At 33.8% G+C, this 21337-nt stretch carries 20 protein-coding genes; 13 read left to right on the top strand and 7 right to left on the bottom strand.

The genetic code is table 11. The features are described from left to right. The first annotated feature begins 119 nt into the window (after positions 1 to 119). The 3 genes from IPZ78_RS13030 (at position 120) to IPZ78_RS13020 (ending at position 6010) form a co-directional block, all read left to right on the top strand. The gene (locus IPZ78_RS13030) at positions 120 to 3863 is read left to right on the top strand and encodes an ATP-binding protein (RefSeq protein ID WP_225554391.1); all 3744 of its coding nucleotides are present in this window, start codon (positions 120 to 122) and stop codon (positions 3861 to 3863) included. Between the two features lie 71 nt (positions 3864 to 3934). Continuing rightward, positions 3935 to 5119, top strand: a complete 1185-nt coding sequence (locus tag IPZ78_RS13025) for a C1 family peptidase (protein WP_225554388.1) — start codon at positions 3935 to 3937, stop codon at positions 5117 to 5119. A gap of 111 nt (positions 5120 to 5230) precedes the next feature. Next, the gene (locus tag IPZ78_RS13020; protein ID WP_225554386.1) at positions 5231 to 6010 is read left to right on the top strand and encodes an META domain-containing protein; all 780 of its coding nucleotides are present in this window, start codon (positions 5231 to 5233) and stop codon (positions 6008 to 6010) included. 48 nt (positions 6011 to 6058) lie between these two features. Here IPZ78_RS13020 and cysM read toward each other — a convergent pair whose 3' ends face one another. From cysM to IPZ78_RS13000, 4 genes are read right to left on the bottom strand one after another with little or no spacing between them, the layout of a single operon-like run. Beyond that, positions 6059 to 6931, bottom strand: coding sequence for a cysteine synthase CysM (gene cysM / locus IPZ78_RS13015; RefSeq protein WP_225554385.1), 873 nt, complete (start codon positions 6929 to 6931; stop codon positions 6059 to 6061). Further along, positions 6931 to 7740 carry a serine O-acetyltransferase gene (locus IPZ78_RS13010; protein WP_225554382.1) on the bottom strand — a complete coding sequence of 270 codons (810 nt, stop codon included), beginning with the start codon at positions 7738 to 7740 and terminating at the stop codon, positions 6931 to 6933. Before IPZ78_RS13010 ends, cysM begins: the two co-directional genes overlap by 1 nt. A 52-nt stretch (positions 7741 to 7792) precedes the next feature. Beyond that, complete coding sequence (locus IPZ78_RS13005; RefSeq protein ID WP_225554380.1) at positions 7793 to 8176, bottom strand: DUF3037 domain-containing protein; 384 nt, start codon at positions 8174 to 8176, stop codon at positions 7793 to 7795. Then, a complete protein-coding gene (locus tag IPZ78_RS13000; protein WP_225554378.1) occupies positions 8154 to 8954 on the bottom strand; it encodes a HipA family kinase in 801 nt (266 codons plus the stop codon). Before IPZ78_RS13000 ends, IPZ78_RS13005 begins: the two co-directional genes overlap by 23 nt. A 140-nt stretch (positions 8955 to 9094) precedes the next feature. On the opposite strand from IPZ78_RS13000, the gene IPZ78_RS12995 reads away from it, so the two are divergent. The 6 genes from IPZ78_RS12995 to gldG all read left to right on the top strand — a co-directional run bounded on the left by IPZ78_RS12995 (position 9095) and on the right by gldG (position 15550). Then, a complete protein-coding gene (locus IPZ78_RS12995; RefSeq protein WP_225554376.1) occupies positions 9095 to 9640 on the top strand; it encodes a DUF1599 domain-containing protein in 546 nt (181 codons plus the stop codon). 4 nt (positions 9641 to 9644) lie between these two features. Continuing rightward, positions 9645 to 10847, top strand: a complete 1203-nt coding sequence (locus IPZ78_RS12990; protein WP_225554374.1) for a BT_3928 family protein — start codon at positions 9645 to 9647, stop codon at positions 10845 to 10847. Between the two features lie 4 nt (positions 10848 to 10851). Next, positions 10852 to 11370: a shikimate kinase gene (locus IPZ78_RS12985; RefSeq protein WP_225554371.1), complete on the top strand. Its 519-nt coding sequence runs from the start codon at positions 10852 to 10854 to the stop codon at positions 11368 to 11370. Next, positions 11371 to 12351 carry a glycerophosphodiester phosphodiesterase family protein gene (locus IPZ78_RS12980; RefSeq protein WP_225554369.1) on the top strand — a complete coding sequence of 327 codons (981 nt, stop codon included), beginning with the start codon at positions 11371 to 11373 and terminating at the stop codon, positions 12349 to 12351. 3 nt (positions 12352 to 12354) lie between these two features. After that, on the top strand, positions 12355 to 13062 hold the full coding sequence (locus IPZ78_RS12975; protein ID WP_225554367.1) for an ATP-binding cassette domain-containing protein: 708 nt from the start codon (positions 12355 to 12357) through the stop codon (positions 13060 to 13062). Positions 13063 to 13135: 73 nt separating this feature from the next. Next, a complete protein-coding gene (gene gldG / locus IPZ78_RS12970; protein ID WP_225554365.1) occupies positions 13136 to 15550 on the top strand; it encodes a gliding motility-associated ABC transporter substrate-binding protein GldG in 2415 nt (804 codons plus the stop codon). 41 nt (positions 15551 to 15591) lie between these two features. Here gldG and IPZ78_RS12965 read toward each other — a convergent pair whose 3' ends face one another. Next, positions 15592 to 17085, bottom strand: coding sequence for a succinate CoA transferase (locus tag IPZ78_RS12965; RefSeq protein WP_225554363.1), 1494 nt, complete (start codon positions 17083 to 17085; stop codon positions 15592 to 15594). A gap of 338 nt (positions 17086 to 17423) precedes the next feature. Between IPZ78_RS12965 and IPZ78_RS12960 the strand changes: the two genes are divergently transcribed. Beyond that, on the top strand, positions 17424 to 18236 hold the full coding sequence (locus tag IPZ78_RS12960) for a helix-turn-helix transcriptional regulator (protein WP_225554360.1): 813 nt from the start codon (positions 17424 to 17426) through the stop codon (positions 18234 to 18236). 25 nt (positions 18237 to 18261) lie between these two features. Next, positions 18262 to 19137 carry a 3-keto-disaccharide hydrolase gene (locus IPZ78_RS12955; protein WP_225554358.1) on the top strand — a complete coding sequence of 292 codons (876 nt, stop codon included), beginning with the start codon at positions 18262 to 18264 and terminating at the stop codon, positions 19135 to 19137. Positions 19138 to 19222: 85 nt separating this feature from the next. On the opposite strand, the gene rpsT is transcribed toward IPZ78_RS12955, so the two are convergent. Next, on the bottom strand, positions 19223 to 19477 hold the full coding sequence (rpsT, locus tag IPZ78_RS12950) for a 30S ribosomal protein S20 (protein ID WP_225554356.1): 255 nt from the start codon (positions 19475 to 19477) through the stop codon (positions 19223 to 19225). Positions 19478 to 19671: 194 nt separating this feature from the next. On the opposite strand from rpsT, the gene IPZ78_RS12945 reads away from it, so the two are divergent. Continuing rightward, a complete protein-coding gene (locus tag IPZ78_RS12945) occupies positions 19672 to 20202 on the top strand; it encodes an RNA methyltransferase (RefSeq protein ID WP_225554354.1) in 531 nt (176 codons plus the stop codon). An 82-nt stretch (positions 20203 to 20284) separates the two neighbouring features. Then, on the top strand, positions 20285 to 21157 hold the full coding sequence (sucD, locus tag IPZ78_RS12940) for a succinate--CoA ligase subunit alpha (RefSeq protein ID WP_225554353.1): 873 nt from the start codon (positions 20285 to 20287) through the stop codon (positions 21155 to 21157). A 68-nt stretch (positions 21158 to 21225) separates the two neighbouring features. Here sucD and IPZ78_RS17375 read toward each other — a convergent pair whose 3' ends face one another. After that, positions 21226 to 21327 carry an IS3 family transposase gene (locus IPZ78_RS17375; protein ID WP_394371242.1) on the bottom strand — a complete coding sequence of 34 codons (102 nt, stop codon included), beginning with the start codon at positions 21325 to 21327 and terminating at the stop codon, positions 21226 to 21228. Between the last annotated feature and the right edge of the window lie 10 nt (positions 21328 to 21337).

Here is a 21337-nt window from a genome sequence, read left to right as displayed (position 1 = left end):
GAATGCAAGACATTAAAGAAGAGTTGAATCTTTATTTAGTGTCAAATATTTATGCTAATTTTAACATTATCGAATAAACATATTTTAAGATAAGAAAACATAATCGCAGCACGCATAATATGAAAAACAAAATTAGGATATTATTATTCGTTCTAACCCTATTATTTTTTGCTACAGCAGTTACAGTCAAAAATGCAGTTACTGATGTCGACATCTTAAATCTCGAAACAAAAAAATTCACAACACAGCTCCACAATAAGGAAAAGCTTGTTTATAAAATTTTTTCAGATTCAATCCTTCACAAAACATTTGTAAATAGCGAACGGTATCCTTTACAAGTTAGAGAAATCGCAAACAAATATGACAGTGAACAAATCTATCTCTATATATATAAGAATTCAAAGCCTATATTTTGGTCATCTAATATTTATGTTCCTGATACAGACTTAGGTCTAAAAGATGGCATTTCATACATTCTAGCTGATAATTTTTCATTTATTGTCAAGAAAAAGAAATTAACAGCTGAATTGAATATTGTAGCACTAATCCCAATTGACCGACAATATAATACATCTTATAAAGCAAAAAATAGTCAGAACTATTTTGCGGCTACTTCAAACACACAATTACAAGTAGCAAAATTTGGTGATAACGAAGAAATCCGCAACATTTACTCAACTAAGAATAATTACCTCTTTTCCGTAAAATTAAAAAGCAATAAATATAATAACATATATCTTACCATTCAACTATTCTGTTGGGTCCTAGGTACTATCTGTGGCGTAATTTTGATTAGTAATATATGCGTAAATATTGCAAGATCAGGAAAACCACTCTTTTCTATTTTATTATTAGGCTTTACATTTTCTGTCATACGAATTATTGATCTTGAAACCAATTGGCTATCCCAAATTTCCGACTATAAACTATTCTCTCCTCGTACTTACGCCTATAATTATCTAGCACCAAATCTTTGGTCATTCTTAGTTAATTCCATAGTATTACTTTGGATTGTTTGCTTTTGTATATACATCAAAAAATATTTTGTTGTTCCGAATTTTATTTTGAAATACAATGTTCGCAATTGGGTCTACTTATTTCTGCTATTGGGTATATACTATTTGTACAATCAATTGTTTAGCCAGCTAGCAACATTAATTACACATTCGTCATTCTCTACTGAAGATCTCATTACTCTACTTTTCACCTACGATTTTACTTTCTATCATATATTAATATATGCTATAATCATCTTTTCAATTATATTGATGACGGATATATTAGTTTATATTGGAAAAATTTTAACTCCAAAAACTACTACAAATCTAAACATCCAATTAATTTCTTTAGTAATTACGCTTATAATCAGCGGTTTTTATCAAAATTTTTCATTGATAAATATTTTAATTGGTATCCTGATAATGATGCAATCATTTGATAAATCCATGTTAAAATACAATAATCTGTATACACAGATTATCGCTATCCTGACATTAGCATGTATTACAACTATCAAATTTGCTGATGCGATCAATGAGAATAATAGAGAACATATGAAATTGATGCTTCTTAATTTGGAAGCTGACGATGATGTTGAAGCTATTTCCCTTTTTGCACAAATAGAGAGTGAAATTGAAAATGATCAACAGTTAAAAAAACTGATTAGAATAACGAGCGAAAACCCAAATTCTCAATTAATTGACGACTATATTCAAAAAACTTATTTGGTTGGATATTTGACCAATTACAGTTTCTCTGGCTACTATTATTTAAATGAAAAAGCACTTGACAGTTATAATTTCAATCCGCTCATAGATTATCGAGAAAAAGTTATTTCAAATGCTTCTAAAGTAAATTTCACTAAATCATTTTATAAATCAAAAACAGAAATAGGTCATTATGATTATTTTACATTAATAAACACGGAAGATAATGAGGGAAATAATTTCTCTATAATATTAAATTTAAAGAAAAACATCAAAGACGTAACGACCCACATCCCCTTTGTTACAAATAATAGTAATGAAAATTTTGATAATGTAAAGACAAAAGATTACAATTTTGCTATCTATAAGAACGGAATATTAATAAGTCAAAATGGAACTTACACATACGCTGATAAAGATCAATATTTAGATAAAAATATCCATGAATTCTATGTGATTGATGACAATACAAATTATCAACATATAATATTTCGGCCAAATAAAGAGACTACACTTATTGTCAGTAAACTAATACAATCATACTGGCAATTTATTACGGTTGTATCTATTACCTTCTTGTTTTTATACATCATTATAAATGTAGTTAGGTTCTTAGTTCAAATAGTTCCAATCTACATACGACAAGATGTAACAATTATTAATTTATACCTGAGGCTTCGTTACTCCTTAGCACAAATCAGATACAGTTCTCGGATACAAACACTTGTGATTAGTTCTGTTTTGATTGCGATTATCATTTCGGGAATAATAAGTTTTTACAGTATAAGACTACAAACCATCCAAAACAGTAAGGATCAGAAGATTAGATTTATATCACAAGTAGTTCAAAATTTAGAAGACATCGCGGCTAAAGACTCCTCAAATCTGCACCTATCTTCTTTATATAAAACCATGTCATCCCTAACTGAAATCGTTGTAACAGACTATAATTTGTATGACAAAAATGGAAAACTATTTTTCACCACACAACCCAACATTTATAATCATAATCTAATTTCATCTTATATCAATCCACATGCATACATTGAAATGAATGTTTTGAAGAAGAATGAAACATTAATGATTGAACAGATTATTGATTTTGATTATGAAAGCGCGTACGCGACCATCAAAGATGCAAATTATAGAACTATTGCATATTTAGGTATACCGTATTTCAACTATCATAATGATCAAACGGAAAGCACTAATATTTTGCTTAAAACACTTTTGAATATATTTACAATCATCCTTATAATTTTTGCCTTTCTATCCTTGTATATTTCTAATAAGATTACTGAACCGTTGCAAATGATTAGAAAAAAACTTTCTCAAACAAACATTTCTGACAAACCGAATGAATCTTTATACTGGGAAAAGGATGATGAAATAGGTCTTTTGGTTAAAGAATACAACTACATGCTCGTAAAATTGGAAGAACATTCCAAACAACTTCGACATGCAGAACGTGAAAGTGTATGGCGTGAGATGGCCCAGCAAGTAGCACATGAAATAAAAAACCCATTGACGCCAATGAAGCTTGGAATTCAACAATTGAATCGTTCATTCAAAGACAATGACGATAGATTTCCAGAACGTTTTGAGAAAATTTCAAATTCATTCATAGAGCAGATTGACGCATTGGCACGTATTGCTTCAGAGTTTTCTGCATTTGCAAAATTACCTGAGTCACATTTCGTAGTATTAAATTTGATCGAGAAGATAAATAAATCGATACATGTTTATGATAATATACCGAATGTGAGTATTGAACTAATTAATGAAACTCAATTTGAAAATGAAATTGAAATATTTGGTGATAGAGACCAAATAATCCGATCATTTAACAATTTAATAAAAAATGCAATTGAAGCTACATTAGGACGTCGTAAACCACGCATTAAGATCACTATCAAGCCACACGAAGAGAAAACGATAAAAGTGGAAATCTCTGATAATGGATTTGGCATTCCGGATGAGGTAATTCCCAAAATATTCAAACCCAACTTTACTACGAAAAGTTCTGGCACAGGATTAGGTTTAGCATTCGTAAAACAAACGATTTCCGGAATCGGTGGATCAATTGATTATGAAACCAAACTTAACCATGGTACCAATTTTATAATCATATTACCAATGCACATAAAACAAGAGTAGTTACAATATTATTTTTACAAATACGAAATACAAAAAAAATGTATATTCGAAACATTAAAAAAATAATAGATATGAACTGGAAAAAATCATTTTATATAGCGTCCTTTTTGGTAGCTACAAGTACCTTAACTTTCGCCCAAGATAACTTGATCAATGCATTAAAAAATAATGTAAGCGACAACAGTAAACAAGGCTTTATCTTTACTGAGGTTATCAATCTTGCTAATACATCAATTAAAGATCAGGGTTCCTCAGGCACATGTTGGTCATATTCAGGCAATTCATTTTTAGAATCCGAAATGATACGTATGGGTAAAAAACCAGTTGAAATATCACAAATTTTCACGGCTTATTACACTTATCTAGAAAAAGCAAAAACTTTCGTTCAATTGCATGGTAAGCAAGCTCAGGGAGAAGGTGGTCAACTACATGACGTATTGACGATTTATCGAAAATATGGTGCTGTGCCTCAAGAAATTTACACTGGTCTTAGAGAAGGACAAACACGTAATAATTTCTCAGAAATGAGTAACATTCTACATGGTATGACTGAGAATATTGTAAAGGAAAAAAAATTAACACCAAATTGGCAACTCGCAGTAACGGGTGTAATGGATGCCTATCTAGGTGTTCCTCCTAAATCATTCCAATACAATGGAAAAACATATACACCACGCACATGGGCTGATCAAGTAATCGGAATAAATCCTGATGATTATGTTGGCATTAGTTCATTCAAAGCGTATGAATACCATAAACCATTTACATTATTAATACCAGACAACTGGTCTTTTGAAAGATTTTATAATGTAAAGATGAATGAAATTACAGAAGTAATTGACAATGCTTTAGTAAATGGATACACCGTTGCATGGGCGACGGACGTTTCGGAGAAATTCTTTAGTTGGAAAAATGGGGTTGCATTTGTTCCTGAAAAAGAATTTGAAAAAATGTCGGCAGCAGAACAAGGTGATTTGTTCAATGGTCCGAAGCCAGAAGCTCAAATAACAGAAGATATGCGTCAAGCAGCATATGACAATTACTCTACAACAGATGATCACGGTATGCACATTGTTGGTTTAGTAAAAGATCAAAATGGTAAAGAGTACTATATTGTTAAAAACTCTTGGGGCGCTTCAAACGATTACAAAGGCTATATGTATGCGACAAAGGAGTTCGTAAAATTCAAAACATTGTCAATTCTTTTGCATAAAAATGCATTACAAAAAGAGATTAAATCCAAACTCGGAATTTAATTCAAAATAAAATCAAAAAGCTCAGTCCCGAACTGAGCTTTTGTGCATTAATTTATTGATCGAATAATATTTATTATTGTTATACTTGTAATAAAAGTATACTTTTATCCTATGAAATCAACAATTATACTTAGCTCAATCACAATAACACTTCTAAGTGGCTGTTCAATTCTACAGAATAAAACACCTTCTAATGCAAGTGATTTGAATGCGAAATGGCATATAATTTCGATTGAGAATAAGACTATTGATAAAAAGGTGAATGGCAAAGAACCAATATTCAGCTTTGATTTAGCAAAACAAGAATATGCTGCTATTACAGGTTGTAATAATTTAATGGGGGGCTTTGAATTAAAATCTAAAAATAACATTAAATTCACTAGAGGAGTATCAACCATGATGGCTTGTAACAACATGGAAGTAGAACAGGGTTTATCTAAAATACTCCCGTTGATCTCATCTTATAAGATTAGTAATGATACTCTCTCATTTATTGATACAAAGAAGAATATTAAAGCACAATTTAAATTAAAGCACGAAGATAATTCGTCTCAATTACAAGGCAAATGGGAATTGGATTATTTAGGTCTTTCAAGTAAAACGCTAGAGCAATTATTTAACTCGCGTAAACCAACAATAGAATTCGATATTAAGGAAGAGACATTAGTTGGAAATGGTGGTTGCAATAATTATTCTGGAACATACAATGTAAATGGACATAAAATAAATTTTGGTGCTATTGCTGCCACTAAGATGGCCTGCCCTTCGTTAACAGGAGAAGCATTATATTTTCAAAATTTACAAAAAATATCGTCTTACAGTGTACATGAAAATCAACTGACATTCATCACTGATGATATTGCAATCTTGAGATTCAAAAAAATAAAATAGCTAAAAAACAAAAGGAGGAATGTAAATCCTCCTTTTGTTTTTTAAGTACTATCCGAATAAATCAGAGCTCAAATAGCGATCCCCCCTATCACAAGCTATAAATACAATTACCCCCTCTTCTATTTCATTCGCCACCTGTAGAGCGGCATGAAATGCACCTCCAGTACTCATTCCTGCAAATACACCTTCTTTCTTTGCTAATAGGCGTGACTTGTCAACAGCATCATGCTGAGCTACATCTATTACCCTATCCACTCTACTCGCATCAAATATCTTGGGTAAATATTCTTTTGGCCAACGTCGAATACCTGGAATTGACGATTCTTCTGTCGGTTGACAGCCGACAATTTGAATGTTTTGATTCTTCTCTTTCAGGTATATGGAATTGCCCATGATTGTACCTGTCGTTCCCATCGCACTGACAAAATGCGTAATTTTCCCTTCGGTATCACGCCAAATCTCAGGACCTGTTGTTTTGATATGCGCTTTGTAATTATCGGGATTAGCAAACTGGTTTAATATAAAAATACCATCTCTTTCGGCCTTTTCTTCAGCATAGTCACGACACACCTCCATATTCTCTAGTAAGGTAACTTTCGCACCAAATGCTTCCATTGTTAGGGTACGTTCACGTGTCGAACTAGAGGGCATCACCAACTCTAGATCCATTTCATACATGCTTGCAATCATCGCGAGCGCAATACCGGTATTCCCACTTGTGGCTTCGATAAGTTTGTCCCCTTTTCTGATTTCACCCCTCTCAATAGCTGATCGGATCATATTCAATGCAGCTCTATCTTTAACAGAGCCTGCAGGATTATTCCCCTCTAATTTGGCATAAATTTTAACCTTAGGGTTGTCGTGAAAACTTGTTATCTCGACCAAAGGAGTATTACCAATAGTGTCTATTATATTTCCCATTATAAAGCGGGTTTAGTATCAATAAATTTTGAATTCGATTGATGATATACAGTTGTGTACGGTTCTATACTTGATGTAAGCCAAACATTCCCTCCTATTATTGAATGATGTCCTACACGTGTCTCTCCTCCTAATATTGTTGCTCCGGCATAGATAATCACATAATCTTCAATAATCGGATGACGCTGCTTACCAGCTAAGTCTTTCTCAACACTCAATGCGCCTAACGTAACGCCTTGATATAACTTCACATGCTCTCCAATGATACACGTTTCTCCAATTACCAATCCTGTACCGTGATCAATATGCAAATATTTACCTATCGTAGCTCCTGGGTGAATATCAATGCCCGTGCGTTCATGTGCCCACTCTGTTAATATACGTGGAATTAATGGAACATCTTGCAACCATAACTCATGTGCCATACGAAAAATACACGAAGCCAAAAAACCTGGATAAGTGCGAATTACTTCACGCAAATCCTTTGCTGCGGGGTCGCCTTCCAAAATAGCTTGTGCGTCTGCGAGCATGATCTCATATAGCCCGGGCAAGGATTTATAGAATTTATCAACCACCACCTCAGGATTGCATTCACAACAATTTTGACTCTTTAATAATATATCCAACAGCTCTACTTCTGACTGTTTGAACATGACAACAACCCCATCGACAGAGTCTAATTTTCTAGGATCACGTTCCGGAAATAACAATCTAAACAAATCTCTAGCCCAAGTCCATATTCTAGTATTGCTAGGCATATCTTGAGCTTCCAGTTGCTTTTTATAAAGATGGTTGTAAAAGTTTTCCATGATTGCAAATCTACATTTTTAGAATCAAAAAAATCTACTATTATTATAGATTTTATAGAACTAATTTAGTCACTAACTCTTTATGCGTATCTTCTGCAGAAATACACATACCCGTATGTGATGGTGAGCATTGAATAATTGTGCTCCTATTTGCTGTTAGCCAACGAAAACGTTCAGCTTGATCAAGATTAGCTATCCTACCATAAGACTTATCTCCTGCACAAATTTTTTGAAATGACTCCAAATGTCTTTTTATCTCTTCAATATCTGATTCGCTATATAAGGCTTTTATTTTATGTGCATTAAGATGAAAAAGAAACTCTGCATATCGAAACTTCTTACAATACAAAGCTACCCCTACATTCACAAACTCTTCACGCTCAGCTCTAGGAACTACGCGTACTACAGCATACTCATACAATGTTCTTACGCTCATTTTCTATTTGATTTAAAAACATCGATGCATTTGCTAATCTTCTCATCAAGAATTTAAGATACACTTCTCTTACTTGCGTAGGGTTTAAATCTCTCCCCACCTCTTCCAACCATTCGTCTGGTATAACATTCAAAATACCACGAATATTCTCTTCAGTGAACATAGCACCATAATTATCCTGTATTTCTTGTACTTTAGACGCTTGCTTCAACAAAACATGATCTTTAATCTGCACAAAAGGTTTCGCGACATAATCTTCCCAATTATCCCAAGAATGATGAAAATACAAGGAAGCACCGTGGTCTATCAACCACAATTCTTTATGCCACATCAACATATTTGTATTGCGAGCTGTCCGATCTACATTCATCAATAAAGCATCCAACCATACAATTTTAGACGCCTCCTCTTCTCCAACGACATCTACATTCGCATCATATGTAATTGCTCCACTCAAAAAATGAACACCAAGATTTTTACCGATAGAAAATTTCAACAAATCTTGAATTTCTTCATCAGCTTCCAACCTCCAAAATGATTCGTCCAGATTCGCAAACACCAATTCTGGCATACGTAATCCTAGAAACCGCGCTAACTCACCCCCAATCAATTCAGCCACCAAAGCTTTTTTACCTTGTCCAGCGCCTCTAAATTTAATAACATAACTAAAGCCATCGTCCGCATCGACCAATCCTGGAAGTGAACCTCCTTCACGAAATGGTTGTGCATATCGTGTAATTTCGACTTCTCGAATATCTGGTTTATTAATTCCCTTCATGTATTTTTAAAGTATATTCGAAGTTACTCGAAAATAAATTACAATTTGTCATAAAATACCAAAATCAAACACTATTTTGACTATAGGCTAAGTACATTTCTGATTATATTTGTAACACAACATATCCTAACAACTATATAATGAATACGACGGAAGAATATAATGCGGTAATTGATTTTTGTAAAAAACTTTTTGTGAATAAAACTCAAGATTATGGCACATCGTGGCGTATCATGCGTTTAAGTTCAATAACAGACCAACTTTATATCAAAGCAAAACGCATTCGTACGTTGGAAATCAAACAAGTTTCTAAGGTTGGGGAAGATATTGCAGGCGAATTTGTGGCTATAATAAATTACTGTGTGATTGCACTTATGCAATTGGAAATGGGCGAAGAGGGGGATGAAAATTTGGACGCAATCTTCGTCGAACAAAAATATACTGAAAAAGTGAATCAGACTCGTGATTTAATGTTTGCCAAAAATCACGATTATGGTGAAGCATGGCGTGATATGCGCATATCTTCGATGACCGATATGATTTTAATGAAATTGCACCGTGTTAAACAAATTGAAAACAATGACGGAAAAACAATCGTATCAGAAGGTTTAGCTGCCAATTATCAAGATATGTTGAATTATGCAGTATTTGCTTTAATTAAAATGGAATTTGCTGATAAAAAATAAGACTATGTCGAACACTTCATATTACACACCTCTTCAAAATAGCTCCACTAAACCAGATCTTTCACTTTGGCTATCACGCATATTTGTTGGGTTATTATTTATATTTTCTGGTTTAATTAAAGCCAACGACCCTATGGGCTTTGGTTTCAAATTGCAAGAATACTTTCATGTTTTTCATTTAAATATTCTAAATGACTACAGTACTTGGATTGCTATAATTATCTGCGCCTTTGAAATTATTTGTGGGGTGTTATTACTCTTAGGTATTGCTCGTAATATAATTGCTTGGGGATTGTTATTAATGATTATCTTTTTCACATTTCTAACTTTCTACTCCGCATTTTTTGATGTGGTAACATCTTGCGGATGCTTTGGTGACGCGATCCCACTAACACCATGGGAGTCATTCATTAAAGATTTAGTATTATTAATCTTTATCGGTATAATCTTTATCAAAAGACACAAAATTGAACCTATTTTCAAAAGTTCCTTTACCAATAATACACTAACCCTATTGACTATTATTTTTTCTTTTGGAATAGGTATTTATACCTACAAATACTTACCATTTGTAGATTTCTTGCCATACAAAATAGGCAATCACCTTCCTTCATTAATGAAGGCCCCAGAAGGAGCACCGCAAGATGAGTTTGAGCACATTTATAATTTGAAAAACAAACAATCCGGTGAGACAAAAAAAATGACTGACAAAGAATATATGGGTCAAAAAATTTGGGAAGATGAAAATTGGGAAATTATTGGCGAGCCAGTGACAAAATTGATTAAGAAGGGGTATCAAGTTGCAATTCCAGATTTGATCATATCGGATACAGAGGGACAAGACTTTACACAAGAAATTATTGAAAACCCACATTACAATTTTATTGTAACAAGTGTTGATGTATCCAAATTCACTCCTACTGATTTCTTAGCTCTGGATAAGATTAATCAAACCATCAAATCATTAAGTGAAGACTTTAACTTGAGAGCGGTACTACTAACAGCCAGTGCTAGCTCTGATATTGATTACTTGAATGACCAATTAGATTTAGTTTTAGAAACTTTTTATGCTGATGCAGTTCCTCTGAAAAGCATGGTAAGATCCAATCCTGGGGTAATGTTACTTCAAAATGGTGTAGTAATACAAAAATGGTCTAAAAATACTTTCCCAACTAAGGAAGAATTGATTTCTACTTATCTGAAATAATAAAATGGACAAACCTATTTTTTTAGTTGGCTTCATGGGAAGCGGAAAAACGACTTGGGGTAAAAAAATCGCGAATGCATTAGAACTTCCATTTGTAGATCTAGATCATGAAATTGTTGCAAATATAGGAATGACAATTCCAGAATATTTTCAACAATATGGAGAAGAAAGCTTTCGGAAATTAGAAACCGAATACTTAAAAAAACAAACAGGGCGAATTGCTATCATCTCCACTGGAGGAGGGACACCTTGTTTCTTTGATAATATGGATTGGATTAATGAGAATGGACTTTCTCTTTATCTGTATCACACCAGTAAATCATTATGGTCGCGATTGAGCCAATCCGATGTCAATAAAAGACCTGTTTTAAAGGATTTATCAGGAGATGAATTATTTGAATTCATTGATTCCAAGCTTAATGAACGTGCTGAATACTACGATAGAGCACACATAAAATTTGAACAAATACACACACCATTAGAAGAAATCATTCTTTTGATTAAAAATTACCAGCAGAAATAAATGAAAAAGATTTTAAATAGTATCGCTTTTGCTATAAGCTTTATCGTTATAGTCGGTTGTTTTAGAAATACGCCCCCACAGTCACAGCAAGACACGGTAACTTCCAAAAGCAACTATGAAAAGTCTTTATTCTCCTCGAGCAACTTTAACATAAATAGTCTAGACGACCTATACGAATTTTTAACTTATTCAGAAAAAAGAGTTCCCCTTGTCAGTGCTCATCGTGGAGGTGATACACAAGGCTATCCTGAAAATGCTATTGAAACATTTGAATACTGGGCAAAGCAATTTCCACTTATTATTGAATGTGACGTACGAATGTCAAAAGATTCTGTATTGGTATTGATGCATGATGAAACATTAGATCGCACATCGAACGGCAGCGGCTCAATCAATTCATACTCTTTAGAAGACTTGAAAAAAATCCGATTAAAAGATAGCAACGGAGAGTTGACAGAGTATAAGATTCCAACGCTAGAAGAAGCGCTTGTCTGGGGTAAAGGAAATGTGATCTTTACGTTGGATGTCAAACAAGATGTGCCTTACAAATTATTAAATCAAATCATTCAAAAAACGAATGCTCAGTCATATGCTGTAGTGATTACCTACAATTCTAATCAGGCTCGTGCCATAAACCGAATTAATCCAGACCTTATGCTTTCTGTAAGTATTAAGTCTCAAAAAGATTTAGCTAAACTTGCGGAAGCAGGAATACCTGACAATAGATTAATTGCCTTCGTAGGCACTTCACAACCAAAAACAGAATTAATAGACTTATTGCATTCACATGGTATCAAGACCATTTTAGGCACAATTGGCAACCTCGACAAACAGACTAAAAGTAGAGGATATCAAGTCTATGCTGAATACATCGAAAATGGTGCTGACATCCTGAGCACAGATCGTCCTGAAGAAGCGCAAAAAGCTCTTGATTTCTTTATTAAGAAGAGAAAATTAGAGTCCCCATTTTTAAATCGATAAACCATGTCTATTCGTATTCAAAATCTGAGTAAAAAATTTGGAAAACAATTTGCATTGCAAGATGTAAGTTTCCATAAGACAAGCAATGGTATAATTGGATTTCTTGGTCCCAATGGAGCAGGGAAATCCACGACGATGAAGACTTTAGCTGGCATAATACCAATCGAATCAGGTCAATGTTGGATTGAAGAAATTAATATTCAACAAAACTCTTTAGAATCAAAAAAAAACATTGGATATCTACCGGAGAATAATCCGTTGTATTTGGATATGTATGTAGGCGAAATTCTAGAATTCCAAGCCGCATTATACAATCTAGATAATGTTTCAACACGAATTAAAGATGTTGTTAAAAAAACAGGACTGGTACACGAACAGCACAAAAAGATAAAAGAGTTATCTAAGGGATATAGGCAACGGGTCGGATTGGCTTGTGCAATTATTCATAACCCTAAAGTTTTGATATTGGATGAACCAACAACTGGATTAGATCCAAATCAAATTATTGAAATCAGGCAGCTAATTCGTGATTTATCCAAAGAAAAAACAGTTCTTCTTTCTACACACTTAATGCAAGAAGTGGAAGCGATTTGTGATGAGATTATTGTCATTCATCAAGGAAAGATTAAAGATCAATTTTTATTACGTGATAAAAATTCTAGATACCCAAATCTCTCGATGGAAGAAATTTTCGTTCAACTAACTAAGTAAAACCAAAAATCCACATAATTATTGCAATGTGTGGCATATTTTCATATTTTCGAACATTAAACCTCGAGTAACTTTGCTAAGCATTTATAAAAAAGAGATAATTTCTTATTTCAATTCTTTCATTGGATATTTAGCTATTGGATTATTTCTTCTAATAGCAGGTTTATTGACATGGATATTTCCTGAAACATCAATTTTGAATAACGGATATTCGACCCTGGAATCTTTTTTCAGATTAAGCCCCTATTTACTATTGTTACTTATCCCTGCTATATCTATGCAGAGCATTGCGGGAGAAAAAGCAAATGGCACTTTTGATTTATTATTAAGCAAGCCAATCACCTTTTCCAATATTGTTTTAGCTAAGTTTTTAGGAAGCTATACCATTTCCTTATTAGCGATTTTACTAACATTAGTATATCCAATATGTCTGTATTTCCTAGCCGCACCTATTGGAAATATAGATATCGGAGGAATAATTGGCTCCTACTTAGGTTTATTTTTATTATCAGCATCATTTACAGCCATATCGATATTTAGCTCCTCACTGACTGATAATCCCATCATTGCTTTTTTACTCGCTGTTGTGTTATGTTTTATTACATATTATGGGTTTGATGCAATAAGTAGTTTCTCCTATTTATACTCCTACGGAGATACCATCTCCTCGTTAGGAATTCAATACCATTATGATGCATTAAGCAGAGGAGTATTGACCGCTCAAGATTTCATTTACTTCATAAGTTTCACTACATTATTTTTAACACTTTCTATAGTTCATTTGGGTAGAAAATTCAGATCAAGTAAAAAGTCATTTACCACTTATACTATTGTTTTAATTTTGATATTAACATTAAATCAATCCTTTATTACAAACTTATTCGGAAGAATTGATTTTACAGAGGACAAAAGATATACCCTAAGCCACACGTCGAAAGAAATACTAAAAGAAATTGACGATAATATCTACATTACCATATTCTTAGACGGTGAATTGCCTAGTGGTTTTAAACGTTTGCGACAATCCGCTATCGATATGTCTCGAGACATGTATACAGCTTCAAATGGCTTTATTAAAGTAAATATTATCAACCCTCAGGATGGCTCTGCTCAAGATCAACAAGAATTAATTGCAGCTTTAGTTGATCGAGGATTACAACCTACAAATTTAAGTGTAAAAAATAGCAGCGGATTAGCCCAAAATCTTATTTTTCCTTATGCAATAGTGAGCAAGGGTGAACAAGAGATAAACGTAAATTTATTACAAAACAAGATTGGGCTCTCTCCAGAACAAGTCCTCAATAATTCTATTGAAAACATTGAATATGGCCTAATTTCAGCAATAAAGAAACTCACATCCGACTCAAAAACTTTTATTGGATTTACCGAGGGACATGGCGAACCTTCAGATTTGGAGTTGTATGACGCAATGCAAACCTTTGCCCAATCAAATCAGGTCGGAAGAGTAAATTTGGATTCCATTGCTATGGAAGAGCTACAGAAATTTTCAGTTATAGTCATCGCCAAACCTCAACATAAATTCTCAGAAAGTGACAAATACAAAATAGATTATTTTGTGCGAAATGGAGGGTCAGTCATATGGGCAATTGATCAAGTCAATGCAGATATTGAAAATTTAAGAGAATCAACTCATCAAGTTTTACTCGGAAAAGAATTAAATCTTGATGACCAACTATTTTTGTATGGGGTACGATTAAATTATGATTTGATTGCCGATATGAATTGTGCTCAAATTCCACTGTCAGTAGGTAATATAAATGGTCAGCCCCAAATTGAATTAACCCCATGGTTCTTCTATCCTATCCTAATGCCAAATCGTACACATGCTGCGGTTAAAAATCTGGATGGTATACGATCCGAGTTTATAGGAACAATAGATACTATTGCGACCCCTACTATTAAAAAAGAAATAATCTTAGAGTCTTCTCCCTTTTCAAAAACATATAAAACAGGCTCGAGAATCTCGCTGCAAATCGTAGAAGAACAACCTGACATAAATACATTCCGTAGTGAGCAGAAAGCTGTAGCTGTAATGCTATCTGGTCATTTTCCTTATATTTTTGAAAATAGACCAACGCCACCTGGTATTAATAACGCAGTAGACTTATCTAATATATCACAGCCGGCTAAAATGTTTGTCATATCAGATGGTGACTGGTTAATTAATCAAATAAATACAAAAGACCAATCGCCTTATCCATTAGGTTGGGATAGGTTTACTGAACAACAATTTGCAAATAAAACTTTATTACAAAACATTGTAGATTATTTAGCGAATGACGAAAAACTCATTAGCCTACGCAACAGAGAAGTAAAATTGAGATTGCTGGATCAAGCAATTGTCAAGCAAGACAAATTAAAATGGCAACTAATAAATGTTGTATTTCCAATACTACTTCTTTTTATCCTAGGGATTACTCAACAATACTTACGTAAAAGAAAATACACTAAAAAAGTCGCAATATAAATTGCGACTTCTATTCAATAAAAATCAAGAAAGTATTAATATTAATTCTTTTTCATAGTACCCGTCTCGGATAAACGCAAATGCCAGCTAAATGCTTCTTCCAAAAGATGTGGTGTATGTCCACCTCGCTCACAAGCCCTATCAAAATAAGACTGTAACTCTTCTCTATAATCAGGGTGAACACAATTCTCAATGATTTTTTTCGCACGCTCACGTGGAGCTAAACCACGTAAATCTGCCAACCCTATATCTGTAACTAAAATATCAACGTCATGTTCAGTATGGTCAACGTGAGATACCATTGGTAGTACATGCGATATTTTATTTTCTTTTGAAGCAGCCTGCGCAACGAAAATACTTAAATAAGCATTACGAGCAAAGTCACCCGAACCACCAATACCATTCATTATTTTAGTACCCGAAATATGAGTTGAATTTACATTTCCATAAATATCAAATTCTATAGCAGTATTGATAGCAATGATTCCTAATCGACGTACAAGCCCAGGTGTATTGGAAATATTTTGAGGTCTCAAGACCATTTTATCTCTGTATTTATCCAAATTAGAAAAAACACGATCATAACAAGCCTTTGAAACTGTGATCGAAGAAGCTGACGCAAAATCCATTTTACCGGCATCAATAAGATCAAAAGTACTATCTTGAAGCACCTCAGAAAACATGGTCAGATTTTTAAAATTACTATTTTTAAATCCAGTCAAAACAGCATTCGCTACTTTACCAATTCCTGCTTGCAAAGGCAATAAACTTTCTGTCAAATGCCCCAATTTAACCTCATTTTCAAAGAAACCCAAAATGTGATTTGCTATTGCTGTAGTTTTATCATCTGGTTCTGCTATATCAGCAGGACTATCTTCAATATCTGACATCACGATACCTACAATTTTTGAGGGATCTAATGCGATAGTCTTTCTTCCAATTTTATTTTCTGAAGCTACAATAGGAATTACATTTCTTCTTGGATAATCTTCAGCCTGATAGATATCATGAATACCTTTAATTTCTAATGGAACTGCTGTATTCACTTCCAAAATCACTTTTTTTGCAAGTGCCGCAAAAGTAACTGAGTTACCTACTGAAGTCGTAGGAACAATACTACCATCAGCTTCAATACATGCAACTTCTAATACAGCGATATCAACACCAGCAATATTTTTATTGTGTATTAATTCTGCCGTCTCACTCAGGTGTTGATCGATATAAAGTATTTCACCAGCATTAATTTTATCACGTAAGATTCGATCAACTTGAAAAGGCATACGCTTTGCTAAAGCACCGGCTTCAGCTAGTTTACCATCGGTACCATGTCCAAGTGATGCTCCAGTTATCAACGTGATTTTCAAAGGTTCTATTTTTGCTCTTTCAGCTAAAGCTGGTAATACGACTTTGCTATCACCCGCCTTAGTAAAACCACTAGATCCAACGACCATACCATCCTCAATCAAAGCCGCCGCCTCTTGAGCAGACATAACTTTACTATTCAAAGATTCTAAACGTATTCTACTTAAACTCATATTCAAACGTAAATTAATAGATGTTATCTACCTTATAATCAAATAACATTACAATATTACTCATTAATAAAATGTCATTTTTATTCTTTTCAGTCAGTTAATTATCTCACAACGCTGAAAATAAAGTAAGCGATTGAAAAACAACGACTTAATAACAATTAATACCATTAAAATTATTTTGCTAATCTGTCAAATCACTCATAAACATTATTTTAATGAATATTCTAGCACGATAATAGTGGTTAAATAACGATAAATAACCAAAAATCAAAGTGACCAAACACTTACTTTTTGGTTATTTAACTTAAAAATTAGAAATTTGTTTCAAATTATTAGATATGGAAAAGGAATATGTAAATAAGTATTACATGACCGAGGTTGATGCATTCGAAGATAGTATATATTGTCATCACGCATTAATGGGAGATAGTTATATTGGTGAACACATACATAAGAAAGGGCAATTTTTATATACGGAGGGTGGTGTTGTCTTTTTGAAAACAGCTAATAAATCTTACTTTCTACCAGCAAGACATTATATTTGGATTCCGGCTGGAATAAAACACAGCATACATCCTAGTTCTTCACACGTTGTGATGCGAAATCTATATTTTCCTAAATATGAAACAGATACAGATTTTTTTGATAAAATAAACATTTATCCAGTTAGTGATTTATTGATCGAACTAATCATGTTTACCAATCGTTGGAATGGTAATATTTTCCCGGTGGAGGAACCTAAATATTCCATCGCAAAAGCATTTAAGCTAATCCTACCTGAACTATCGCAATCAGAATTGCCATTGGCATTGCCGTATCCTCAACATCAAAAATTGAAGGATATTATCAAGTTTTTAGAGTCCAATATCTCCGAAAACGTAAGCTTCAAAGTATTGGCAAACAACTTTGATATAAGTGAGCGAACACTCGCTCGATTGTTTCAAAAAGAATTAAACATGTCATTTATCCAATATTACACTATTTTGCGTATGTTGACAGCACTAAAGTTGCTTTTGGATGAAAAACTAAGTGTTAATGAAGTAGCACTAAAAGTTGGCTATAGTAGCTTACCAACATTTAGTAATACTTTCAACAAAGTAATTGGCGTTCGCCCAAGTGATTATGTGAAACACCAAAATACTTTACTATAAATAACTCAAATCTAAACTTAAATATATGAGACTTAAAGCGTTTGTATTGTCGACATTAGCGACTGTATCTATTTTATCTTGCTCTACACCACAAAAATCTGTAAAGTCCAGTACTGATCTTCCAAAAGCCATTCAACTTTTTAATGGAAAAGATCTAAAAAATTGGACACCCAAAATTAGAAATTATGAGGTTGGAGAAAACTTCGGAAATACCTTTCGTGTAGAGGATGGTATGATGAAGGTGAGATATGACCAATATGATAAATTTAATTTCCGTTATGGTCATATTGCATACAATACACCTTATTCATACTATGTGTTACGTGTTGAATATAGATTCATAGGTGAGCAAGCTACAGAGGGTGAAGCTTGGGCATGGCGCAATAGCGGGGCTATGCTACACGGTCAGGACCCAAAAACAATGTGGAAAGACCAGAACTTCCCCATTTCTATTGAAGCACAATTTTTAGGAGGTGATAATGACCCTAAATCGATACGCACAACTTCAAATTTGTGTACTCCTGGCACACATGTAGTCATGAATGATAAACTATTTACACCGCATTGTATAAACGCCAAATCAAAGACCTATCACGGAGATCAATGGGTGACAGCAGAATTCGTTGTATTAGGAGACTCTGTTATCCGCCATGTATTGGAAGGTCAGACTGTAATTGAATATTCAAAACCTCAAATAGGAGGCGATATGGTTGATGGACATAATCCAGCTGTAAAAAAAGATGGCCAACCTATTACAGGTGGTTACATTTATCTACAGTCAGAAAGTCACCCAATAGATTTTCGTAAGGTTGAGCTATATGATTTAGAAAAGTATAAAAAACAACCAGAGAAGCTCAATACCCTTATCCAAAACATACTTAACATTAAAGGCTCGAATTAATCGAGCCTTTAATGTTAAGTATTGAAATATAAACAACAAAAAAAGGACACTTTTTAGTGTCCTAATATATCTTAGTATCTAAAGATTAACCTAATTTGTTAACTAATTTAGTTAATTTAGATTTGTTGTTAGATGCTTTTTTCTTGTGAATTACGTTTTTCTTAGCCAAACGATCAAGCATAGAAACAACACGAGGTAATAATTCCTTTGCCTCAGTAGCATCAGTTGTAGTACGTAATTTTTTGATGGCGTTACGCGTAGTTTTTGCTTGGTAACGGTTTCTTAAACGCTTCGCAGCGTTAGCTCTAATTCTTTTAATCGCTGATTTATGATTTGCCATTTCTCTTAGCTATATTTTTTTATTATACTTTTTATACTAAATTCGGACTGCAAAAATAACGAGTATTCTTGAATATTCAAAATCTATTTTAAAGTTTCTTTCCGAATCTTCTATTAACGAAGCAAAGATAAATAAAATTATGGAGATAATACAGCTTCCATCTATATTAAAGGTAAAATAAGTATTTTTGTGCCATGCAAAAATTATCTATGGATCAGCTCAATCGAGTTGATATTGATTCATTCAAAGAATTAGAGAAGACACCTATTACTATAGTACTAGATAATGTACGCAGTATGCACAACGTAGGCTCTGCATTTCGTACAGCAGATGGATTCGCTATCGAACAAATCATCCTATGTGGTATTACAGCTACTCCACCTCATCGTGAAATTGAAAAAACGGCATTAGGAGCGACGCAGTCTGTACAATGGACACACTATAAAGAAACAACAGAAGCTATCGATCAATTAAAAAAGCAAGGGTATAAAATCTTAGCTATTGAACAAGCTAAAGATTCAATATCATTGGAACAATTTGAAATAGAATCAGATACAAAATATGCTTTTGTATTTGGAAACGAAGTTCATGGTGTAGATGAAGAAGTCATGTCCATAGTAGATGGCTGCATAGAAATACCTCAATTTGGCACAAAGCATTCTTTTAATGTATCAGTAACTATAGGAATTGTCCTCTGGGATGTGCTAAAGAAAATAAAGTTCTGATAAAAAAAAGACCGAATAGAGTAAGCAATATTTCCAGAAGTCGTTACAAAATAGTAGATTTGCTCTGCTAAAAATTAGAACAATGAGTGTATTAGTAAATAAAGATTCAAAAGTTATCGTTCAAGGTTTCACTGGAACAGAAGGTACTTATCACGCGTCTCAAATGATTGAGTACGGAACGCAAGTTGTAGGTGGTGTTACACCTGGTAAAGGTGGTCAAACTCACTTAGACCGTCCGGTATTCAATACAGTACAAGACGCTGTTGATACTACAGGTGCTAATGTTTCTATTATTTTCGTTCCACCAGCTTTCGCTGCTGACGCCATTATGGAAGCTGCCGCTGCGGGCATTGCATTAATAGTTTGTATTACAGAGGGTATCCCTACTAAAGATATGATTCAAGTAAAATCGTACTTGAGTGACAAAAATTCTCGTTTGATCGGTCCTAACTGTCCAGGTATCATCACAGCTGAAGAAGCTAAAATTGGTATCATGCCAGGTTTTATCTTCAAAAAAGGTAAAGTAGGTGTTGTTTCTAAGTCAGGTACATTAACATATGAAGCAGTAGACCAAACTGTTAAAGCAGGTTTAGGTATCACTACCGCTATCGGTATTGGTGGTGACCCTATTATCGGAACTACAACAAAAGAAGCTGTGGAATTGTTAATGAACGATCCAGAAACTGAAGGTATCATCATGATTGGTGAGATCGGCGGTGGTATGGAAGCTGAAGCAGCTCGTTGGATCAAAGAAAATGGCACTAAACCAGTTGTTGGTTTCATCGCTGGTCAAACAGCGCCTCCTGGACGTCGTATGGGGCACGCTGGTGCTATCGTAGGTGGTGCAGACGATACAGCTGCGGCAAAAATGGCTATCATGCGCGAGTGTGGTATCCGTGTCGTTGAGTCTCCTGCTGAAATTGGTAAAGCAATCGCTGAGGAATTAGCTAAATAATATTAGAATATTCTATATAAATAGAAAAGGAGACTTAAATTGGACTGCCCCCCAAAAGTTAGACGAATTTATGCAATCTTTTTGAAATAATGAGCTCGGTATTCTATCGGGCTCATTCCTTTTAAATTTGATTTAATTCTAACCTTATTATAGTAATTGATATAACTTATTATTTCCTTT

Source organism: Sphingobacterium bovistauri, assembly GCF_020295405.1.
GTDB classification, from domain to species: domain Bacteria; phylum Bacteroidota; class Bacteroidia; order Sphingobacteriales; family Sphingobacteriaceae; genus Sphingobacterium; species Sphingobacterium bovistauri.
This window is presented reverse-complemented; position numbering and strand designations above follow the sequence as displayed.

Excerpts from the sequence above, each read along its gene's own strand:
- IPZ78_RS13030 (WP_225554391.1), top strand. The coding sequence starts at position 120 with ATGAAAAACAAAATTAGGATATTATTATTCGTTCTAACCCTATTATTT.
- IPZ78_RS13025 (WP_225554388.1), top strand. The coding sequence starts at position 3,935 with ATGAACTGGAAAAAATCATTTTATATAGCGTCCTTTTTGGTAGCTACA.
- IPZ78_RS13020 (WP_225554386.1), top strand. The coding sequence starts at position 5,231 with ATGAAATCAACAATTATACTTAGCTCAATCACAATAACACTTCTAAGT.
- cysM (WP_225554385.1), bottom strand. The coding sequence starts at position 6,931 with ATGGGAAATATAATAGACACTATTGGTAATACTCCTTTGGTCGAGATA.
- IPZ78_RS13010 (WP_225554382.1), bottom strand. The coding sequence starts at position 7,740 with ATGGAAAACTTTTACAACCATCTTTATAAAAAGCAACTGGAAGCTCAA.
- IPZ78_RS13005 (WP_225554380.1), bottom strand. The coding sequence starts at position 8,176 with ATGAGCGTAAGAACATTGTATGAGTATGCTGTAGTACGCGTAGTTCCT.
- IPZ78_RS13000 (WP_225554378.1), bottom strand. The coding sequence starts at position 8,954 with ATGAAGGGAATTAATAAACCAGATATTCGAGAAGTCGAAATTACACGA.
- IPZ78_RS12995 (WP_225554376.1), top strand. The coding sequence starts at position 9,095 with ATGAATACGACGGAAGAATATAATGCGGTAATTGATTTTTGTAAAAAA.
- IPZ78_RS12990 (WP_225554374.1), top strand. The coding sequence starts at position 9,645 with ATGTCGAACACTTCATATTACACACCTCTTCAAAATAGCTCCACTAAA.
- IPZ78_RS12985 (WP_225554371.1), top strand. The coding sequence starts at position 10,852 with ATGGACAAACCTATTTTTTTAGTTGGCTTCATGGGAAGCGGAAAAACG.
- IPZ78_RS12980 (WP_225554369.1), top strand. The coding sequence starts at position 11,371 with ATGAAAAAGATTTTAAATAGTATCGCTTTTGCTATAAGCTTTATCGTT.
- IPZ78_RS12975 (WP_225554367.1), top strand. The coding sequence starts at position 12,355 with ATGTCTATTCGTATTCAAAATCTGAGTAAAAAATTTGGAAAACAATTT.
- IPZ78_RS12965 (WP_225554363.1), bottom strand. The coding sequence starts at position 17,085 with ATGAGTTTAAGTAGAATACGTTTAGAATCTTTGAATAGTAAAGTTATG.
- IPZ78_RS12960 (WP_225554360.1), top strand. The coding sequence starts at position 17,424 with ATGGAAAAGGAATATGTAAATAAGTATTACATGACCGAGGTTGATGCA.
- IPZ78_RS12955 (WP_225554358.1), top strand. The coding sequence starts at position 18,262 with ATGAGACTTAAAGCGTTTGTATTGTCGACATTAGCGACTGTATCTATT.
- rpsT (WP_225554356.1), bottom strand. The coding sequence starts at position 19,477 with ATGGCAAATCATAAATCAGCGATTAAAAGAATTAGAGCTAACGCTGCG.
- IPZ78_RS12945 (WP_225554354.1), top strand. The coding sequence starts at position 19,672 with ATGCAAAAATTATCTATGGATCAGCTCAATCGAGTTGATATTGATTCA.
- sucD (WP_225554353.1), top strand. The coding sequence starts at position 20,285 with ATGAGTGTATTAGTAAATAAAGATTCAAAAGTTATCGTTCAAGGTTTC.